The following is a 19,488-nucleotide window of genomic DNA, read 5'->3' as shown; positions in this document are numbered from 1 at the left end:
GGGCGGGTGCGGGCGAGCGGGTGCGGGCGAGGAGCGCCGGCCACCGGCGCCTCCACGACCGCCCCGGCTTCTGCCGCCCCTGCTCCCGCCGACGGCGTCGGCCGCCGGGCGCGGGTCCGTCGCGGGAGCCGGGTTCGTCCCGGGGGTGGCTGCGGCGGGGCCGGGGGTACGGCACCGGGCCCGGCCGGGCGTGGGCCGCCCGGCCGGATCGCGGTCGCCCGTCGCCGGTCACGGGCCCCGGGCGGGCGGCCGGGCCGGTCAGCCGGCGCCGCTGGTGTGGCCGGTGGTGTGAGTGGCGACGCGGGCGCGGGCGCGCAGGACGCGGGCCAGGTCGTCGAGTTGGTCGTCGAGTTTCCGGCGGAGGGACGGGACGGGCTCGTCGCGGCGCAGGCATTCCCGGCCGAGGCGGAGGGTCTCCTCGTCGACGGCGTGGGCGGGGTAGCCCTCGCGGCCGAGGACCGTGGCGATGGCGGGTCCGCGGCGGGCGGCGGCCGCGACGGCCGCGGGGTGGTAACGGCGCACGTAGCCGGTGAGGAGGTCGCGCTGCTCGGGCTGCCAGAAGCCCTCGGCGATGGCCTTGACGAGCCGGTTGGACAGCTCATCGGAGTCGAACAGGGCGTTCCAGGCCGTTTCCTTGGCGGCCGGGTCGGGGAGGGCCGCGCGGCAGCGGGCGGCGCCCTCCCGGCCGGTGGCGCCCGGGTCGTCGGCGAGTGCGGTGTCGATGTCGGCGGGTCCGGCGGCGCCGAGGACGGTGAGGCGCAGCAGCAGCCGCCAGCGGAGTTCGGGGTCGAGGGCGGGTCCGCCGGGGACGGTGCCGGCGGTGAGCCAGGCGCGGAGTTCGCCGGGGTCGGTGAGGGTGTCGAGGCAGCCGCGTGCGGCGGCGAGCCGGAGGCCGGGGTTGCCGCCGTCGGCTGTGCGGTCGAGCAGGTCGCGGCAGACGGCGGTGAGGCCGGCGAGGGCCTCGGGGCGGTCCGGCGGGGGCAGGTGCCGGTCGGCGATCTGGTGGCGGGCGAAGCCGAGGACGCCCTGGACGATGGCGAGGTCGGTCTCGTGCGGGAGGTGGGCGCGGACGGCGCGGAGGTAGCCGCCGGGGGCGAGTTCGCCGTCGCGGACCATGTCGCGGGCGGTGTTCCAGACGACGGCGCGGGTGATCGGGTCGGGGAGTGCGGAGAGGGCGCCGAGGGCGGTGTTCCAGGAGCGGGGGTCGAGGCGGATCTTGGCGTAGTCGAGGTCGTCCCCGTTGAGGAGGACGAGTGGGGGACGAGGGCCGGGGAGGGTGCGGGCGGGGGCGTCGCCGTCGGCGGGGACGTCGGCGGTGAAGCGGTCGCGGAGGGTGAGGCGGCCGCGGGGGGTGTGGCGGGTGTGGGCGGGGTGCGCGGCGGGGTGCCCGCCGGGGTCGTGGTCGTTGTCGCTGTCGTGGTCGCTGCCGTGGTCGTAGGTGGTGACGGTGACGCGGTGGGGGCGGGTGCCGGTGTGGCGCAGGGTGAGCCGCCAGGCGGGTTCCGCGGGGGCGGCGGTGCCGTCCTCGGCGGTCTCCGTGGTGACCTCCGCGGTGAGGGTGTCGACGCCGGTGGTGCGGAGCCAGCGGTCGGCCCAGCCGTGCACGTCCTCGGTGGAGGCGCGGGCGAGGGAGTCGAGGAAGTCGGCGAGGGTGGCGTTGCCGAACCGGTGCCGGGCGAAGTGGTCGTTGATGCCGGCGAGGAAGTCCTTCTCCCCGAGCCGGGCGACGAGTTGGCGGAGTGCGGAGGCACCCTTGGCGTAGGAGATGCCGTCGAAGTTCAGCAGTGCGGAGGCGGTGTCCGGGACGTCCTCGGGGGCCGGGGCGACGGGGTGGGTGGTGGGCCGCTGGTCGGCGTCGTAGCCCCAGGTCTTGTGGCCCGCGGCGTAGTCGGTCCAGGTGTCGCGGTAGCGGGTGGCCTCGGTGAGGGTCTGGAAGCCCATGTATTCGGCGAAGGACTCGTTGAGCCAGATGTCGTCCCACCACTGGAGGGTTACGAGGTCGCCGAACCACATGTGGGCCATCTCGTGGGCGATGACCATGGCGCGGGTCTGCCGCTCGGTGTCGGTGACGGCGGAGCGGTGGATGTGCTCGTCGCGGAAGGTGACCAGGCCGGGGTTCTCCATGGCCCCGTAGTTGAACTCGGGGACGAACGCCTGGTCGTAGGAGTCGAAGGGGTACGGCTCCTCGAAGATCTCGTGGTAGCGGTCGAAGCAGCGGCGGGTGATGTCGAGGATCTCCACGGCGTCCCGGTCGAGGTGGGGCCCGAGGGAGCGGCGGACATGCAGGCCGAAGGGGAGGCCGGCGTGTTCGGTGCGGACGGAGTGCCAGGGGCCGGCGGCGACGGCGAGGAGGTAGGTGCTGAGGGGCGGGGTGGGGGCGGCCCGCCACCGGACGGACGCGGGGGTGGGCACGGGGGCGGGCGCGGGGGCGGGCGCGGGCGCCGAGCCGGGGTCCGGGGTGGGGTTTCCGGCGGGTGCCGGGGTGGGGTTTCCGGGTGCCGGGGCGGGTTCTCCCGCGGCGGCCGGGATGGAGTCCCCGGCGGCTGCCGGCGCGGGGTCCGCGGGCGTGGTGACGGCGTTGGAGAGAACGGTCCAGCCGGCGGGCGCGGTGACGGAGACGTCGAACAGGGCTTTGAGGTCGGGCTGGTCGAAGGCGGCGAAGACGCGACGGCAGTCGTGGAGGAAGCCCTGGGTGTAGACGTAGGTCTCGCCGTCGGCGGGGTCGGTGAAGCGGTGCATGCCCTCGCCGGTGCGGGTGTAGCACATGTCGGCCTCGACGCGGAGTTCGTGCTCGCCGGCGGTGAGGCCGGAGAGCGGCAGCCGGTTGTCCCGGAGGAGCGCCGGGTCGAGGTCGTGCCCGTCGAGGAGGACGCGGCGCAGCCGGGCGGGTTCGACGTCGGCGAAGGTGTCGCCCGCGGTGGCGGCGGTGAAGCGGATGACGGTGGTGGAGCCGAACACGTCGTCACCGCGGGTGAGATCGAGGTCGACGGTGTAGTGGTGAACGTCGAGGAGGCGGGCTCGGGTTCGCGCTTCGTCGCGCGTCAGTGCGGGCATGGCGCCATGCTGCCAAAGGGGGCGGTGCGGCGGTGCCGGGGTGCCGGGGGACGACCGGCGGTGCCGGGGCAGGAGGCGCGGGCTCGGGGTAGCGGCGAAACCGGTTCGCGGTACGGGCGAGGCACGTTCGGGGTAGCGGCGAGACCGGTTCGGGGTGCCGGGGCCGGGCCCTCCGGAGGGGGGTCCTCCACCGTCTATTTACGGCCGCCTGCACCCGTGCCGAGATCGATGAACGGGGCCGCGGCCACAAATACGCGGCAGCGTGGAGGACCCCCCTCCTACGGTCCCGTCCCCTCCTGCCGTCCCCCGGCTCTCCGCCGTCTCCCGGCGACGGAACCGGGGTGGGCCCTGCTGCCGCACCCCGACTCTCCGCCACCTCCCGGTGACGGGTAGGGGGTGGGCTCTGCCGCTGGCCCCGGCTCTCCGCCGTCTCCCGCCGATGGGTACGGGGCGAAACCCTGCCGCACCCCGGCTCTCCGCTGTCTGCGCGGTCGGGTCAGGAGCGGGCGATGGTTTCGTGGTGGCGGATCACCTCGGCGATGATGAAGTTGAGGAGCTTCTCCGCGAAGGCCGGGTCGAGCCGTGCGCTTTCGGCGAGTTGCCGCAGCCGGGTGATCTGGCGGGCCTCGCGGGCCGGGTCGGCCGGGGGGAGGCGGTGTTCGGCCTTGAGCCGGCCGACCTGCTGGGTGCACTTGAAGCGCTCGGCGAGCATGTGGACGACGGCGGCGTCGATGTTGTCGATGCTCTCCCGCAGCCGCTCCAGTTCCGCCCGGACGGACGGGTCGGCGTCGGTGGCGGTGTTCGGGGGCTGGTTCGTCATCGCGGAGCTCTCCGGTCGCTCGTCACGGGCGGAACAATGCGTCACCGTAACAGGGGCGACCGGCCGCCGCCGGGGGCGTCCATGGTGCGGAAAGACCCGGTCGGGGCGGTCCGGACGGTGCCCCGCCGTAGGGTGGGGGCGTGATGCCCGGGAGCGAGGTCGAGCGCGGTTATCCGCATCTGGAGACGGTACGGTCGGCGCTCACCGCGCTGTACCGGGCGCTGCCGCCGGGGGCGGTGCGGTCGTTCACGGCCAGTGTGCTGCCCGTGGAGGCGGGGTTCTCCGGGGAGGAGGACCTGCGCGCGGGTGTGGAGCGGGTCGCGCTGGTGATGGTGCGCCATCTGGGGCTGCCGGACGCCCGGGTGGCGGTCACCTTCCGGGAGATGGCGGACGCGGCGAACGTGGAGCTGGCGGCCGGTCCCGAGTACGACGTGGAGCTCCACACGCGGTTCGACCGGCACCGGCGGGACATCGGCGCGGCCCTGGCGCACGAGATCACCCATGTGTTCCTGCACCGGGCGGGGCTGTCCTTCCCCGGCACGGCGGCCAACGAGATCCTCACCGACACGGCGGCGGCGTACCTGGGGGTGGGCTGGCTGCTGCTGGACGCCTTCCGGCAGGACGCGCTGACCTCGCAGAAGCTGGGCTATCTGACGCCGGAGGAGTACGGCTACGTTCTCGCCAAGCGGGCGCTGGTCTTCGGGGAGGACCCCTCTCCGTGGTTCACCAGCCCGCAGGCGTACACCGCGTACACCGAGGGGATGGAGCGGGCCCGGGCCGACGAGCGGCAGCCGCCGCTGGCGGGCGCGAGCCGCTTCGCGCGGCTGCGGTACGGCCGGGCCCGCCGCGCCGCCTCGGAGCCGGGGGCGGCGCCGCCTCCCCCGCTGCCGGACGCCCCGTACGCGTTCGATGCCGGTCCGCCGCTACGGGTGGTTTTCCCGTGCCCGGTCTGCTGCCAGCGGCTCCGGGTGCCCGTCCGGGGGCCGGTGCGGGTGCGCTGCGGGCTCTGCCGGAGCGTTCTGGACTGCGACACCTGACGGCACAGGGGTGTGCGGTGCGTGGCCGCGTGACCACGGTACGGAGCCGAACGGCCCGGGACGGGGGCCCATTCCGGGGCGGAGAGGCGGGCCCGTCGGGGGCGCGTCCGCTCGGGAGGTGCGTTGCGGCCATCCGTGTTGTGATCGATGGGGAGGGTTTCGCATGGAACGGGGCCGAACGGGAGACCCGTAGAGATCCGGATACGCCTGGAAGCAGAGAGGAAGCTCCGATATGGCAGCGAAGCAGAATCTGACGGTCCGCGACGTCATGACGGAGGGGGCCCAGTGCATCGGTGAGAGCCAGAACATGACCGACGCCTCGCGCATGATGCGTGATCTCGGCGTCGGCAGCCTCCCCATCTGCGGGGAGGACGACCGGCTGAAGGGCATGATCACGGACCGTGACATCGTGATCAAGTGCTGTGCCGAGGGGAAGGACCTGAACCAGGTCCGTGCCGGGGAGCTCGCCGGGGAACTGTTCTGGATCGATGTGGACGCGTCCATCAGCGAGGCGCTGGACGCGATGGAGCAGCACCAGATCAAGCGGATCCCCGTGATCGACACGGGCGCCGGCCACCGGCTGGTCGGCATCGTCACCGAGCACGATCTGGCCCGGAACATCAGCGACGAGATGCTCGCCGAGTTCGTCGAGAAGGTCTACGCCTGAACGGGCCCGCCGCGCCGCCCCGGCGCCCCGGCGTCAGCGCCCGGGCCCGGGGCGGCGACGTGCCGGGGCCCGGGGCGCAACCGCGCGGCACCCGCCCCGGATCGGGTGGGGCGGGTGCCGCGGTTCGGGGCGGCCCGGACGGGGCGGGCCGGTGGCCGGTCAGCCGACGCAGCCGGGGACGCTGCCCAGCGGCGCGCAGTTGTCGGGCACGTTCCCGATGACCGAGCTGGTCAGGGCGGTCACCGCACCGCCGGACTCGTGGACGCCTCCCCCGCCGGCCGGGGCGGTGGCCGTGTTCCCGAGGACCTTGCTGCGCGCGAGGGTGGCCGTGCCGGCCCGGTTGAAGAGGCCACCGCCGCGGACGGCGCGGTTGGCGTAGACCGTGCTGCCGCGGACCCGGAGGGTGGCGGCGTTGACGATGCCGCCGCCGTCGGAGGTCGCGGAGTTCCCGTAGATCCGGGAGGAGTTGACGGTCGCGTAGCCCGCCACGTTGGCGAGGCCGCCGCCCGAGGAGGCCTTGTTGCGCAGGAGGACGGAGCGGTGGAGGCCGAGCGTGCCGGAGTTGTGGATGCCGCTTCCGGTGTTGTCGCGGACCACCGACCGGTACAGGCCGAGCCGACCCGCGTTGCGGATGCCTCCGCCCTGGGCGGCCTCGCCACCGCGCACGGTGATCCGGTTCAGGGTGAGGCTGCCGCCCGGCACCACGTTGAGGATGCGGAAGACCTGGGCGGAGTCCCGGCGGAGGGTGGCGCCGCCGACGGAGCTGATCTGGACGTTGCCGGTGATCTCGGGCAGGGCGTCGTCCGCGTTCGCCGGGGTGTCGGGAGCGGTCAGGGTGTAGGTGCAGCCGGACGCCAGGAGGACGGGTCCGCCTCCCGCGTTGGCGTTGGTGACGGCGGCTTTCAGGGCGGCGATGTCGCCGCAGGGAACGAAGACCTGGGCGCGGGCCTGGGTCTGCCCGGCCGGCAGCAGGGCAAGACAGAGCCCCAGGCCGGCGGCGGCGCCGATGCCGCCGCGTCGGATCGTGGCTTTCATGCGGGACGTCCCGTCCGGTCGTGGGTGTTCGGGGCAGGCCGCCGGCCACCCGCCGTGCCCGCCCCAGCAGCGGACACGGCGGGTGATCCGCGGCGACTCTCCGAGAAGTACCGCCGGCTCCCGCGCCCCGCGACCGGGACGGTCCGCCCGGGTGACGGCCTCACCGGTCCGGGGGTACGCGGCGGACCGCCCGGGCCGTCCGTCCCCGGATGTGCCGGGAAACGCCTCCCGTGTCCGACCCGTCTGGAATCATCGGCCGGGTCACGGCTGAACAGGGGGCGGGGAGTGACGGATTCGGATTCCGCGCGGGAAACCGGCCGCCGGCGGGCGCTGCTGATCGGCGTCAGGGAGACCCGGGCGCTGCACCGGGACCCGGGCCTGGCCGCGGCCTATCCGGCGCTGGACTGCGTACCGCAGGACATCGAGCTGATGAGTGCGGCGCTGAAGAGCTCGGGGTACGAGGTGCGGTCGCTGCACCAGGACCACCCCGACCCCGACTGCCGGGATGCGGGCGGCAACGGCATCATCGGTGCCCTCGGCTCGTTCTTCGCCTCCTGCGAACCGGGGGACACCGCCCTGGTCTACCTCACCTGCCACGGCGTCACCCTCGACAAGCGGCACTATCTGGTCCCCGCCGACGCCCAGCCCGGCCCCGCTCACGACGGCCTGCCCTCCGTCAACCCCCGCACGCTGCTCCAGACCGCCCCGGGGGAACTGCTCGCCGGCCTCTCCCGCGCCGTGACCGCCGTCGTCTGCCTGGACGCCTGCCGAGAGGACGGAGCCGTGCCGTTCGTCCACGACGACGAGCGGAAGCTCTCCGGCGACCACGGCTCGGTGGTGTGGCTGTACAGCTGCAGCCCGGGCGAAGCGGCCTACGCCGACGCCGAGGGAAGCTGGTTCGGCCGGGCGCTCGCCGAGGCGCTGTCGGCAAGCGCCGCTCCCAAGACGATCGGCGAGGTCTATGAGTACGTCCGCACGGTCGCGGGCAGGGCGGCCAGGGACGGCACCGTCCCGCCGCAGGTCGACCGGCAGGTCCCCGACTGGTCGTGGGAGTCGGCGCGGTCGGCCGTGGTGTGCGACGGGTCCGAGACAACGCACCGCTGGACCAAGGCCGTCGAGAAGTCGGCGCTGTGGGACGTCACCGCGGACGCCGGCAGCGTACGGGAGCCGGTGCTGGACCGGTTACGTCACCTGGTGCGGCTGGTCGTCGGTCTGCGTACCGACACCCTCGCCCGGCGCCCCGACCAGTGGGACGACCCCCGCTACCCCGAGCGGCTGATCGGACAGCTCGGGGAACTGGCCGTACAGGCCGGACTGCGGGAGGACGAGCAGCTGTCGCCGCCCGAGACGGCCGCGCTGCTCGCCGCGCCGATCGTCCACGAGGGCGTCGTGGCCCTCGTCATGGACGAACTGGGCGCGCTGCCGCCCGAGGACGCGGGCCGTGGGGCCGCGGGCGGCCCGAAGCCCGGCGGCCCCGACGCTCATGCCGAGTTGGTCCGCAGCGAGTTGCGGGACATGGGCCGGGCGCACCACCTGGTGCGCCGCACGGCCGCGACCCTGCGTGAGCGCGGCCAGCTCGCCGCCGCCCGGGCCGCCGACCAGTGGCTGCGGCACCGCTTCGTCGCCGACTGGGACCTGGTCTGGGAGTGCACGGGCCAGTATCCATCGGCGGAGAAGCTCTTCGACGTCGCCGTGTCCGCCGTGCTCGCGGCGACCCCGGCGCCCGGCTGGTGCGGGCCGGTCGCCCAGTCCCGGGAGGAGATCAGCAGTCAGCTCCGGCAGGTGCTCGGGCATGTCTCCGTGCGCCCGGGCGGCAGCCCCCGCATCAACGACCCGGACGCGCCGGACGGCTGGAACGACCATCCCCCGGTCCAGGGCACCCGCTGGCGCGGTGAGCAACTGGCCACCCTGCTGTGGGCCGCGGCCCTGCTGGCCGTGGACACGCGCACGCTGTCCAGCGTGCTGGTCGACCATCTCGCCGCGCGCACGCCCCTCTCGCCGTCCGACGCGGTGATCTCCCTTTCGGAAGGTCTGCGGTACGACCCGGGGAAACGCGGCGGCGAGAAGGAACGGCACGGCGTCGAGGTGAGCTTCCGGTGCCCGCATCCCGCCCTGCACGCGGCGGTGGAAGAGCTGGCCGCCCGCGCCGACACGGCGTTCCGCGAGATCCACCGGCACCACCAGGGCCGGGCCCCGCTGCTGCGCGGCCTGCCGCGCCGGGTCTCCACCGGGCTGCTGAAGCCGCGCGACCGGAAGTACACCGAGCCGCTGGAGCGGTTCCGGCTGGCCGAGGACGAGATCCGGCCGCTGCTCATGGGCACCCAGCTCTACGGCGATCCGATGCTCGCGGTGCGGGAGCTGTATCAGAATGCCCTGGACGCCTGCCGCTACCGCGAGATGCGCGTACGGTACGGCCGGAAACGGCACAGCGGGCACTCCGACGACTGGCGGCCGAGGATCGTGTTCCGGCAGGGGGTGGACGAGGAGGGGCGCGCGTACATCGAGTGCGAGGACAACGGCTCGGGGATGACCCGCGAGAAGCTGACCTCGATGTTCGCCCGGGCGGGCCGGCGCTACGAGCAGGACCCGGACTTCGTCCAGGAACGCCGCAACTGGCGCCGGGCGGGGCTCGACGACGTCCATCTGAACAGCCGTTTCGGTATCGGGGTGTTCAGCTACTTCATGCTGGCGGAGGAGGTGGAGGTCCGCACCTGTCCGGTGGACCGGTTCGGTGAGCACATCCCCCAGGAACAGCTGCGGGCCGACATCCAGTCCGGTTCCGGGCTGCTGCAGATCCGGCAGGAGTGGAACGCGCCCCGCCTCGGCGGCACTCGCGTCCGGCTGTACCTGGCGCACCACGACGGCCCCCGGCCGTCGCTGCTGGACACCCTGGAGTCACTGCTGTGGTTCAGCGACTACGACGTGACGGCCGTCGAACGGGCGGAGGCGGGCCGGGCCCGGTCGCAGGAGCGGAGCGTCACCTGGCACGCGCGGAGACTCCGGCCCTCCCGGAGCTGGCCGGGCGGCCCCGTGCATGCGCACCGCGACGCCTGGTTCGTCCAGGGGAAGGGGCAGCTGCTCCTCGACGGGGTCGTGGTCCGCGACGCCCCTGCCGTGTCCGGCTCCATCGTTAATCTGCGCGAACGGTACGAGCCGGTGCCGAGCGTGGACCGGAACCGGCTGCTGTCATACGACCGCGACCGGGTGCTCCGGGTCCTGATGGGCCACGCCGAGGCGGTGGCGGGCGCGCAGGGCTGGAAGAAGGTCTCGCTGGAATGGTTGTGGCGCCTCTGCGAGACCGAACCACGGCTCGCTGTACGGCTGGTGGATCTTCTGCTGCCGGGCGCGGCCGGATTCGTGGAGCCGGATGCCCGGTCCCACAAGCCCGTCAGCGTCTCGGTCCCGTTGGCGAAGGCCGGTGTCCTTCCTCTGGACGGCCAGGTAGTGAGCAGTCCCTGGTTCCACTTTTTGCATGAGCCCGACCGGCCCTCGGAAAACGGCCTGGTGCTCGACTGGCGACGACAGTCCCTGGGAATCGACCGGGGCGACTTAGATCTCTCGTTCACCGGGTATCCCGAACCGGCGGGACTCGACAGCTTGCTGTTCCTCAACGGTCTGCCCGCGCCCGACTGGGCCGCGGCGGTGCGCACGTCCGCAGCGGTGGAGATCCCGCTAGCCGAGGCGGTGCGGGCCCTGCGCCGCTACGCCATCGCCGGGCTGCATGTGCCCGAGGCACCGGACATCCGCGCGCTGCGGTCCGTCCGCCCCGACAGGGTGGTCGCGGATGTCTACGAGTGCTACCGGGAGTTCCTCCTGCCGCGCCCCTCCTACTGGGGGGTGCCCTTCCCGCCGCAAGCCGGCCCTCCGACACAGCACGCCCCGCTGCTGCTGGCCGCCGCGTTGAGCGAGGTGCCGCTGAGCCGGGCGGCTGAGGCGCTGACGCAACTGTCGGCGCTCGACGACAGGCTTCCCACCCCGCCTCCCCTGGGGGCCGCCGGGGCACGGACCATCAGCCCTTCCGAGGCCACCGCTCTGGCCGGGTTCGAGGCCAGTGATGCCGTCGGCCGGCTGAAGCCGCGGAACACCCGGGTACGAGCGGACGAACCCCGGGCCTTGGAGATACCCGACGCCTCCCTCGACCAGATCCGCGCTCTCCGCGAGGACGTCGGGGAAGCGGTCGTCGGCCCCGTTTCCCCGACCGCCGCCGCTGTCGCGGAACTCGACGCGCTGGGTCCTTGGCTGCTCTCCAGAGACCTCGACGGCTCAGCGCCCTGGCTGGGCGCGGACCCCGATCCATGGCACGTACTCCGTGCGTCTCAGCGGCTGAAACTGCCGGTGGGCGAGGTGGTCGAACGCATCGACCGGTGCAGCACGATCACTGGTATCCGCGGTCCGCGGATACCCGCACGCAGCGCGGGCTGGCGGGTGCCGGACTGGCTCCAGTACGCACTGCGGCCGGCTCCTCGCGTACGCGGCCACCGGATCGGGCCGTGGACGCTGCTCTCCGCGTCCTGGGACGCGTCTGCCGACCCGGACGAGGCAGAGCCCTTGGAGGAAACACTGTCCCACCTGGTGGAGTTCGGGCTGCTGGACGCCGGCGAGGTGCAGCCGACCATGGACGCCGTCCGGGCCGGACACCCGCCGTCCAAGATTCTTGTCAGTCACCGTTCCTACAGCCTGGTCGGTCAGGCAGATCTCGACGGCGCCGGCCTGACGGGAGCCCAGTTCCTTTCCCTAGCTGCGGATTTCTCACTGGATCTGGCGGGAGCCCGGGCGCTGCTGCTCCAGGAAGCACAGCAATACGGTCTGCCCCTGCGAGCTGCGGAGCTCACCGGGGCCGCGGCCGCCCTGTGCCCGCGGGCCCAGGACTGCCAGGCGCTGTGTGACGAGGTCGAGCCCACCCGCTTCGTGGAGCGCCTGACGATCGGCGCCATCGTTCAGCACGCGCTCCGCTCCCGGCTGACCGTGGGGGCGTCGGCCCGCCGGCTGGCCGGATTCGCGGGCGCGGGAGCGCCCGAGCCGCCCGGGACGCTGACCCGCGGCGAAGACCCTGGCCTCCTCGACGAACTCACCCCGATCAAGCCCGATCAGGCGGTCTTCGACGCGGGCCTGCTCGGCCCCGGCACCCTCGGCGCACTCGAACTCGTCCTGGTGTCCGGCCGGTTCGGGTGGCCGCTCGTCAAGACCTACGAGCGCTACGCCCCTTTCGCCGAGCTCGGCCTCGACGTCACCGTCCGGGCCCCCGAAGGTGCGGAGAGGGGCCTGGTGCCGGACTGGCGGGACGTCATCGTCCTCACCGAGCGGCTGACGGGCCGGGCCCCCGCGCTCTCCGGCGCGGTGGACCCGGACCACGTTCTGCTCTGTTCCGAGGAGACGGACCTCTCCCCCGCCCGGGTACTGGAGCGCCTCGCCCGTTACGCGGGGCTCTTCGGCTTAACCTTGCCGGATCCTCCCCGCACGACAGGAGCACCGTGATGACCGGCCACCGTTCGGTGGAGTGGGACCCGCAGGCCAGAGCCGTCGTGGCCGGGTTCACCTGGCGGCGGATCGGCGAGGAGGTGTACGAGGCCGCCGGGGAGTGCCCGGAGTGCCACGGCGCCATGGTCCGCCGCTGGGAACTCAACCAGTACGCCTACGTGGCCAAGGGCGGCGGGCGGGAAGCGCTGCGACGGAGAAGGAAACGCCGGGGCGGAGGCCGCGGGGGCGGCGAGGAGGATCGCGCCCCGCTCTACACCCGCTGCCTCTGCGGCCGGGCCCACGCCGGCCGGCCGCCGGAGGAGGACAGCCCGGGCTGCGGCGCCCATCTGCTGATCGAGCTCCCTCCCGGCGGGCTGCCGGGCCTCGGCGGGGCGGAGACGCACCGGTGACGGGCGCTGCCCCGGGCGCCGGGGGTGCGGGCGGCGCTCCCGGCGGCCCGCGGACACCCTGGCGGTTCACGCCCGAGCAACTGGCCGCCGCCGACCGCCGGTTGCGGGCCATGGTGGAGCCGCACGAGCAGCTCCGGGCCGCGCGGCAGCAGGCGGAGGGCTACCGCAACTTCATCGCCTCGCTGACCGGGCTGATCGGTGCGGTGTTCGTGCTGAAGGGCCGGGAGAACCTGATGGATCTGCCCGGCTGGTGGCGGTGGGCGGTGATCGGTCTGCTGGCCGCCTCGTTCGCCGCGCTGATCGCGGCCTCGTGGCTCACCGTGTCCGCCGTGCACGGCCCACCGGGCTACACCCCCACCCTGGACGCCACCCGCGTTCTCGACTACGAGACCGAACGCACCCGCGCCATCTGGCGCATAGTGGGCCGGGCCCGCGGTCTCGCGCTGGCCGGGATGCTGGCCATCGCGGCCGCCGTGCTCCTGACCTGGGTCGCCCCGGTGCAGGAGGAGACGGCGGAGACGGGGAAGGCGGCGACGCCGTCCTGCGGTCCGGTGGTGACGGCCGCTCTGCTTCCCTGCTGACCGAGCCGCCCGGCTGCCCCCGTACCGAACGGCGCGGCGCCCGCCCCTCCGGGGTGGGAGGGGCGGGCGCCGCGTTCGTTCCGTACGCCGTCGGAGCGGCGCGGGTCCCGGGCCGTCAGACCGTCAGGGCGCGGTCCGTCGGGCGGATGGGGGCGGGCAGGGAGCTGCCGCCGGTCAGGTAGCGGTCCACGCCGCGTGCCGCGGAGCGGCCCTCGGCGATGGCCCAGACGATGAGCGACTGGCCGCGTCCGGCGTCGCCGGCCACGAAGACGCCGTCGACGTTGGTGGCGTAGTGCTCGTCCCGGGCGATGTTGCCGCGGGCGTCGAGCTCCAGGCCGAACTGCTCGACCATGCCGTTCTCCCGGTCGGTGCCGGTGAAGCCCATGGCGAGCGTGACGAGCTGCGCCGGGATCTTCCGCTCGGTGCCGGGCTTCTGTTCGAGCTTGCCGTCCTTGAACTCGACCTCGGCCATGTGCAGCCACTGGACGTTGCCGTCCTCGTCGCCCTCGAAGTGGGTGGTGGAGACGGAGTAGACCCGCTCGCCGCCCTCCTCGTGCGCGGAGGTGACCTTGTAGAGCATCGGGAACGTCGGCCAGGGCTGGTTCGGCGCCCGGTCCTCGCCCGGCTGCGGCATGATCTCCAGCTGGGTGACGGAGGCCGCGCCCTGGCGGTGGGCGGTGCCGACGCAGTCCGCGCCGGTGTCGCCGCCGCCGATGACGACGACGTGCTTGCCCTCGGCGCTGATCGGGGAGACGGTGAGGTCGCCCTCCTGCACCTTGTTGGCGAGCGGCAGGTACTCCATCGCCTGGTGGATGCCGTTCAGCTCACGGCCGGGGACGGGCAGGTCGCGGGCGGTGGTGGCGCCGACGGCGATGACGACGGCGTCGTACCGCTTGCGCAGCTTGGCCGCGTTGATGTCCCGGCCGATCTCCATCTCGGTGCGGAAGCGGGTGCCCTCCGCGCGCATCTGCTCGATGCGGCGGTTGATGTGGCGCTTCTCCATCTTGAACTCGGGGATGCCGTAGCGGAGCAGACCGCCGATGCGGTCGGCGCGTTCGAAGACGGCGACGGTGTGGCCGGCCCGGGTGAGCTGCTGGGCGGCGGCCAGGCCGGCCGGGCCGGAGCCGATCACGGCGACGGTCTTGCCGGAGAGCCGCTCGGGGGGCTGCGGAGTGATGTCGCCGCGGTCCCACGCCTTCTCGGCGATGGTGACCTCGACGTTCTTGATGGTCACCGGCGGCTGGTTGATGCCGAGGACGCAGGAGGCCTCGCACGGCGCCGGGCACAGCTTCCCGGTGAACTCCGGGAAGTTGTTGGTGGCGTGCAGCCGCTCGCTCGCCGCCGTCCAGTCCTCGCGGTAGACGTAGTCGTTCCACTCGGGGATGAGGTTTCCGAGCGGGCAGCCCTGGTGGCAGAAGGGGATGCCGCAGTCCATGCAGCGGCTGGCCTGCTTGCTGATGATCGGCAGCAGGGAGCCGGGGACGTAGACCTCGTTCCAGTCCTTGACGCGCTCGGGGACGGGGCGGGTCTCGGCGACCTCGCGGCCCGTGGTCAGGAAGCCCTTGGGGTCAGCCATTGATCGCCGCCTCCATCATCTTCTCGTGGGTCTCGGACTCGGAGAGTCCCGCTCGCTCGGCGGCGTCCTTGGCGGCGAGCACGGCCTTGTAGGTGGCGGGGACGACCTTGCCGAAGCGGGGCAGGGCCGCGTCCCAGTCGTCGAGCAGGGCCCGGGCGACGGTGGAGCCGGTCTCCTCGTGGTGGCGCCGCACGACGTCGTGCAGCCAGCGCGCGTCGTCGGCGTCGAGCGCCTCGACGGCGGACACGAGGTCCGGGTTGACGTTGTCCTTGTCCAGGTCGATGACGTACGCGACGCCGCCGGACATGCCGGCCGCGAAGTTGCGCCCGGTCTCGCCGAGGACGACCGCGTGGCCGCCGGTCATGTACTCGCAGCCGTGGTCCCCCACGCCCTCCGAGACGACCGTGGCGCCGGAGTTGCGGACGCAGAAGCGCTCGCCGACCCGGCCGCGGAGGAAGATCTCGCCGCCGGTCGCGCCGTAGGCGATGGTGTTGCCCGCGATGGTCGAGTACTCGGCGAGGTGGTCGGCGCCGCGGTCCGGGCGGACGACGAGCCGGCCGCCGGAGAGGCCCTTGCCGACGTAGTCGTTGGCGTCGCCCTCCAGCCGCAGGGTGACGCCGCGCGGCACGAAGGCGCCGAAGGACTGGCCGGCGGAGCCGGTGAAGGTGATGTCGATGGTGTCGTCCGGCAGTCCTGCGCCGCCGAACCGCTTGGTCACCTCGTGGCCGAGCATGGTGCCCACGGTCCGGTTGATGTTGCGGATCGCGAGCCGGGCCCGGACCGGCTGGGCCTTCTCGGCGCTGTCCGCGGCGAGCGCGTCCGACGCGAGCTTGATCAGCTCGTTGTCGAGGGCCTTGCCCAGGCCGTGGTCCTGCTCGATCACCTGGTGCCGGGCGGCACCGGCCGGCAGGTCCGGGACGTGGAGCAGCGGCTCCAGGTCGAGGCCCTGCGCCTTCCAGTGGCCGACGGCCCGGGAGGTGTCCAGCAGCTCGGCGTGGCCGACCGCCTCCTCCAGGGTGCGGAAGCCCAGCTCGGCGAGGAGTTCGCGGACCTCCTCGGCGATGAACTGGAAGTAGTTGACGATGTATTCGGCCTTGCCGCTGAACCGCTCGCGCAGCACCGGGTTCTGGGTGGCGATGCCGACCGGGCAGGTGTCCAGGTGGCAGACGCGCATCATGACGCAGCCGGAGACGACGAGCGGCGCGGTGGCGAAGCCGAACTCCTCGGCGCCGAGGAGCGCGGCGACGACCACGTCGCGGCCGGTCTTCAGCTGGCCGTCGGTCTGCACGACGATGCGGTCGCGCAACCCGTTGAGCAGCAGGGTCTGCTGGGTCTCGGCGAGGCCGAGCTCCCAGGGGCCGCCCGCGTGCTTGAGGGAGGTGAGCGGCGAGGCGCCGGTGCCGCCGTCGTGGCCGGAGATCAGCACCACGTCGGCGTGGGCCTTGGAGACGCCGGCGGCGACGGTGCCGACGCCGACCTCGGAGACCAGCTTGACGTGAATGCGCGCCTGGGGGTTGGCGTTCTTCAGGTCGTGGATGAGCTGGGCGAGGTCCTCGATCGAGTAGATGTCGTGGTGGGGCGGCGGGGAGATCAGGCCGACGCCCGGGGTGGAGTGCCGGGTCCTGGCGACCCACGGGTAGACCTTGTGGCCGGGGAGCTGGCCGCCCTCGCCGGGCTTGGCGCCCTGGGCCATCTTGATCTGGATGTCGTCGGAGTTGACGAGGTACTCGCTGGTGACGCCGAAGCGGCCGGAGGCGACCTGCTTGATCGACGAGCGGCGGGCCGGGTCGTAGAGCCGGTCCGGGTCCTCGCCGCCCTCACCGGTGTTGGACTTGCCGCCGAGCTGGTTCATGGCGATGGCGAGGGTCTCGTGCGCCTCCTGGGAGATGGAGCCGTACGACATGGCGCCGGTGGAGAAGCGCTTGACGATCTCCGAGACGGGCTCGACCTCCTCGATGGGGATCGAGGGGCGGCCGGACTTGAAGGAGAACAGGCCGCGGAGCGTCATCAGCCGCTCGGACTGCTCGTCGACCCGCCGGGTGTACTGCTTGAAGATGTCGTAGCGGCGGGTGCGCGTGGAGTGCTGCAGCCGGAAGACCGTCTCCGGGTCGAAGAGGTGCGGCTCGCCCTCGCGGCGCCACTGGTACTCGCCGCCGATGTCGAGGGCGCGGTGGGCCGCGGCGATGCCGGAGACCGGGTACGCCTTGGTGTGCCGGGCGGCGACCTCCTGGGCGATCACGTTCAGGTCGGCACCGCCGATCTTGGTGGTGGTGCCGTGGAAGTACTTCTCGACGAAGGACTCGTCCAGGCCGACGGCTTCGAAGACCTGTGCGCCGCGGTAGGAGGCGACGGTGGAGATGCCCATCTTGGACATGACCTTGAGGACGCCCTTGCCGAGCGCCTTGATCAGGTTGCGGATGGCGGTCTCGGGCTCGACACCGGGCAGGAAGGTGCCGGCGCGGACCAGGTCCTCGACCGATTCCATCGCCAGGTACGGGTTGACGGCGGCGGCGCCGTAGCCGATCAGCAGGGCGACGTGGTGGACCTCGCGGACGTCACCGGCCTCGACCAGCAGGCCCGCCTGGGTGCGCTGCTTGGTGCGGATGAGGTGGTGGTGGACCGCGGAGGTGAGCAGCAGCGAGGGGATCGGCGCGTGCTCGGCGTCGGAGTGCCGGTCGGAGAGGACGATCAGCCGGGCGCCGTCCTCGATGGCGGAGGCGGCCTCGGCGCAGATCTCGTCGATCCGCGCGGCCAGGGCCTCGCCGCCGCCGCTCACCCGGTAGAGACCGGAGAGGGTGACGGCCTTGAAGCCGGGCAGGTCGCCGTCGGCGTTGATGTGGACGAGCTTGGCCAGCTCGTCGTTGTCGATCACCGGGAACGGCAGGGTGACGCTGCGGCAGGACGCGGCGGTCGGCTCCAGCAGGTTGCCCTGCGGGCCGAGGGAGGAGAGCAGCGAGGTGACGAGCTCCTCGCGGATGGCATCCAGCGGCGGGTTGGTGACCTGCGCGAAGAGCTGGGTGAAGTAGTCGAAGATCAGCCGGGGCCGGTCGGAGAGGGCGGCGATGGGCGAGTCGGTGCCCATGGAGCCGATGGGCTCGGCGCCGGTCTTGGCCATCGGGGCGAGGAGGATGCGCAGCTCCTCCTCGGTGTAGCCGAAGGTCTGCTGGCGGCGGATGACCGAGGCGTGGGTGTGCGCGACGTGCTCGCGCTCCGGCAGGTCGGCCAGGTCGATCAGGCCGGTCTCCAGCCACTCCTGGTAGGGCTGCTCGGCGGCGAGCTCGGCCTTGATCTCGTCGTCCTCGATGATGCGGTGCTCGGCGGTGTCCACCAGGAACATGCGGCCGGGCTGGAGGCGGCCCTTGCGGACGACCTTGGCCGGGTCGACGTCGACGACGCCGACCTCGGAGGAGAGCACGACGAGGCCGTCGTCGGTGACCCAGTAGCGGCCCGGGCGCAGGCCGTTGCGGTCGAGAACGGCGCCGACCTGGGTGCCGTCGGTGAAGGTGACGCAGGCGGGGCCGTCCCAGGGCTCCATCATCGTCGCGTGGTACTGGTAGAACGCGCGGCGGGCCGGGTCCATCGAGGTGTGGTTCTCCCACGCCTCCGGGATCATCATCAGCACGCTGTGCGGGAGCGAACGGCCGCCGAGGTGCAGCAGCTCCAGGACCTCGTCGAAGGAGGCGGAGTCGGAGGCGTCGGGGGTGCAGACCGGGAAGACGCGCTCGGCGGCCTTCTCGCCGAACAGGTCGCTGGCGAGCTGTGACTCGCGCGCCCGCATCCAGTTGCGGTTGCCCTTGACGGTGTTGATCTCGCCGTTGTGCGCGACGAACCGGTAGGGGTGGGCGAGCGGCCAGCTCGGGAAGGTGTTGGTGGAGAACCGGGAGTGGACCAGCGCGATCGCGGTGGCGAAGGTGCGGTCGGAGAGGTCCGGGAAGAACGGCTCCAGCTGCCCGGTGGTGAGCATGCCCTTGTAGACGATCGTCCGGGCGGAGAGGGAGGGGAAGTAGACCCCGGCCTCGCGCTCGGCGCGCTTGCGGAGCAGGAACGCCTTGCGGTCCAGGTCCAGCGCGGTGTTCTCGCCGTCGGCCACGAAGAGCTGGGCGAAGTCCGGCATGGTGGCGCGGGCGCCGGCGCCGAGCATCTGCGGGGCGACGGGCACCTCGCGCCAGCCGAGGACGGTCAGGCCCTCGTCGGCGGCGATGGCCTCGACGCGGCCGGCGGCCTCGCTGTCCCCGGCGGGGAGGAAGGCGATGCCGACGGCGTAGGCGCCGGCCTCGGGGAGTTCGAAGGAGACGTTCTCGCGGAGGAAGGCGTCCGGGACCTGGAGGAGGATGCCCGCGCCGTCGCCCGAGTCGGGCTCGGAGCCGGTGGCGCCGCGGTGTTCCAGGTTGCGCAGCACGGTGAGGGCCTGCTCGACCATGTCATGGCTCGCCTCGCCGGTGAGGGTGGCCACAAAGCCGACGCCGCAGGCATCGTGCTCGTTGCGCGGGTCGTACATGCCCTGCTGGTCAGGGCGTCCGGCCAGGGGCGACCAGGCGGTGTTCCCACCGCTGGCCGCGGAGTGGTCGGACAGCAGGCGCGGCGTGCGCATCGGCTCTCCCGTCGTCGTCGTGGCAGTGTCACGTGCCGAGGGACGACGTTGGCCCTCTGCGAATTTCGTGCAGGTTACATGATGACCGCTGTCCCGCAGCGCGAAAACGGCGTTCCATCATGCGGACACCACCAGCTCAGAGCGGTGGTGGGGGGAGCGACAGGAGCGTTCGGCCCTCGTCTTCTCCGGCGCCGGACGGGCGGCACTGCCCGTAGCGCTTCCGGCTCATGCCCAGCCGGGCACCGATCGAAACCCGCAAG

At 73.1% G+C, this 19,488-nt stretch carries 10 protein-coding genes; 5 read left to right on the top strand and 5 right to left on the bottom strand.

The features are described from left to right. Positions 1–258: 258 nt before the first annotated feature. Both pepN and LIX60_RS25080 read right to left on the bottom strand, forming a co-directional pair. Positions 259–3,054 carry an aminopeptidase N gene (pepN, locus tag LIX60_RS25085; protein WP_227960828.1) on the bottom strand — a complete coding sequence of 932 codons (2,796 nt, stop codon included), beginning with the start codon at positions 3,052–3,054 and terminating at the stop codon, positions 259–261. 496 nt (positions 3,055–3,550) lie between these two features. Continuing rightward, positions 3,551–3,874, bottom strand: a complete 324-nt coding sequence (locus tag LIX60_RS25080; RefSeq protein ID WP_125623917.1) for a chorismate mutase — start codon at positions 3,872–3,874, stop codon at positions 3,551–3,553. A gap of 143 nt (positions 3,875–4,017) precedes the next feature. Here LIX60_RS25080 and LIX60_RS25075 point away from each other — a divergent pair, with 143 nt between their 5' ends. After that, positions 4,018–4,911 (top strand): tautomerase family protein, encoded by an 894-nt coding sequence (locus tag LIX60_RS25075; RefSeq protein WP_227960825.1) that lies wholly within the window; start codon positions 4,018–4,020, stop codon positions 4,909–4,911. Between the two features lie 232 nt (positions 4,912–5,143). Beyond that, on the top strand, positions 5,144–5,578 hold the full coding sequence (locus LIX60_RS25070; RefSeq protein ID WP_019706582.1) for a CBS domain-containing protein: 435 nt from the start codon (positions 5,144–5,146) through the stop codon (positions 5,576–5,578). A 159-nt stretch (positions 5,579–5,737) separates the two neighbouring features. On the opposite strand, the gene LIX60_RS25065 is transcribed toward LIX60_RS25070, so the two are convergent. Next, positions 5,738–6,613: a hypothetical protein gene (locus tag LIX60_RS25065; protein WP_227960823.1), complete on the bottom strand. Its 876-nt coding sequence runs from the start codon at positions 6,611–6,613 to the stop codon at positions 5,738–5,740. 285 nt (positions 6,614–6,898) lie between these two features. Between LIX60_RS25065 and LIX60_RS25060 the strand changes: the two genes are divergently transcribed. From LIX60_RS25060 to LIX60_RS25050, 3 genes are read left to right on the top strand one after another with little or no spacing between them, the layout of a single operon-like run. Then, positions 6,899–12,088 carry a caspase family protein gene (locus tag LIX60_RS25060; RefSeq protein WP_227960820.1) on the top strand — a complete coding sequence of 1,730 codons (5,190 nt, stop codon included), beginning with the start codon at positions 6,899–6,901 and terminating at the stop codon, positions 12,086–12,088. Next, complete coding sequence (locus tag LIX60_RS25055) at positions 12,088–12,480, top strand: hypothetical protein (RefSeq protein WP_227960818.1); 393 nt, start codon at positions 12,088–12,090, stop codon at positions 12,478–12,480. Before LIX60_RS25060 ends, LIX60_RS25055 begins: the two co-directional genes overlap by 1 nt. Next, positions 12,477–13,061 (top strand): hypothetical protein, encoded by a 585-nt coding sequence (locus tag LIX60_RS25050; RefSeq protein WP_227960816.1) that lies wholly within the window; start codon positions 12,477–12,479, stop codon positions 13,059–13,061. Before LIX60_RS25055 ends, LIX60_RS25050 begins: the two co-directional genes overlap by 4 nt. Before the next feature lie 115 nt (positions 13,062–13,176). Here the strand turns inward: LIX60_RS25050 and LIX60_RS25045 are convergent, their stop codons facing one another. Together LIX60_RS25045 and gltB are read right to left on the bottom strand one after the other, a co-directional pair. Beyond that, on the bottom strand, positions 13,177–14,637 hold the full coding sequence (locus LIX60_RS25045; protein WP_019709515.1) for a glutamate synthase subunit beta: 1,461 nt from the start codon (positions 14,635–14,637) through the stop codon (positions 13,177–13,179). After that, on the bottom strand, positions 14,630–19,228 hold the full coding sequence (gene gltB / locus LIX60_RS25040; protein ID WP_227960814.1) for a glutamate synthase large subunit: 4,599 nt from the start codon (positions 19,226–19,228) through the stop codon (positions 14,630–14,632). Before gltB ends, LIX60_RS25045 begins: the two co-directional genes overlap by 8 nt. Positions 19,229–19,488: the final 260 nt, after the last annotated feature.

The sequence above is a fragment of the Streptomyces sp. S07_1.15 genome (assembly GCF_020739505.1).
Lineage (GTDB): Bacteria > Actinomycetota > Actinomycetes > Streptomycetales > Streptomycetaceae > Streptomyces > Streptomyces xinghaiensis.
Note: the sequence above shows the minus strand (reverse complement) of the source record. Positions and strands in the feature narration are given on the sequence as shown.

Coding starts and splice junctions, on each gene's coding strand:
- pepN (WP_227960828.1), bottom strand. CDS start 3,054: ATGCCCGCACTGACGCGCGACGAAGCGCGAACCCGAGCCCGCCTCCTC.
- LIX60_RS25075 (WP_227960825.1), top strand. CDS start 4,018: ATGCCCGGGAGCGAGGTCGAGCGCGGTTATCCGCATCTGGAGACGGTA.
- LIX60_RS25070 (WP_019706582.1), top strand. CDS start 5,144: ATGGCAGCGAAGCAGAATCTGACGGTCCGCGACGTCATGACGGAGGGG.
- LIX60_RS25065 (WP_227960823.1), bottom strand. CDS start 6,613: ATGAAAGCCACGATCCGACGCGGCGGCATCGGCGCCGCCGCCGGCCTG.
- LIX60_RS25080 (WP_125623917.1), bottom strand. CDS start 3,874: ATGACGAACCAGCCCCCGAACACCGCCACCGACGCCGACCCGTCCGTC.
- LIX60_RS25045 (WP_019709515.1), bottom strand. CDS start 14,637: ATGGCTGACCCCAAGGGCTTCCTGACCACGGGCCGCGAGGTCGCCGAG.
- gltB (WP_227960814.1), bottom strand. CDS start 19,228: ATGCGCACGCCGCGCCTGCTGTCCGACCACTCCGCGGCCAGCGGTGGG.
- LIX60_RS25055 (WP_227960818.1), top strand. CDS start 12,088: ATGACCGGCCACCGTTCGGTGGAGTGGGACCCGCAGGCCAGAGCCGTC.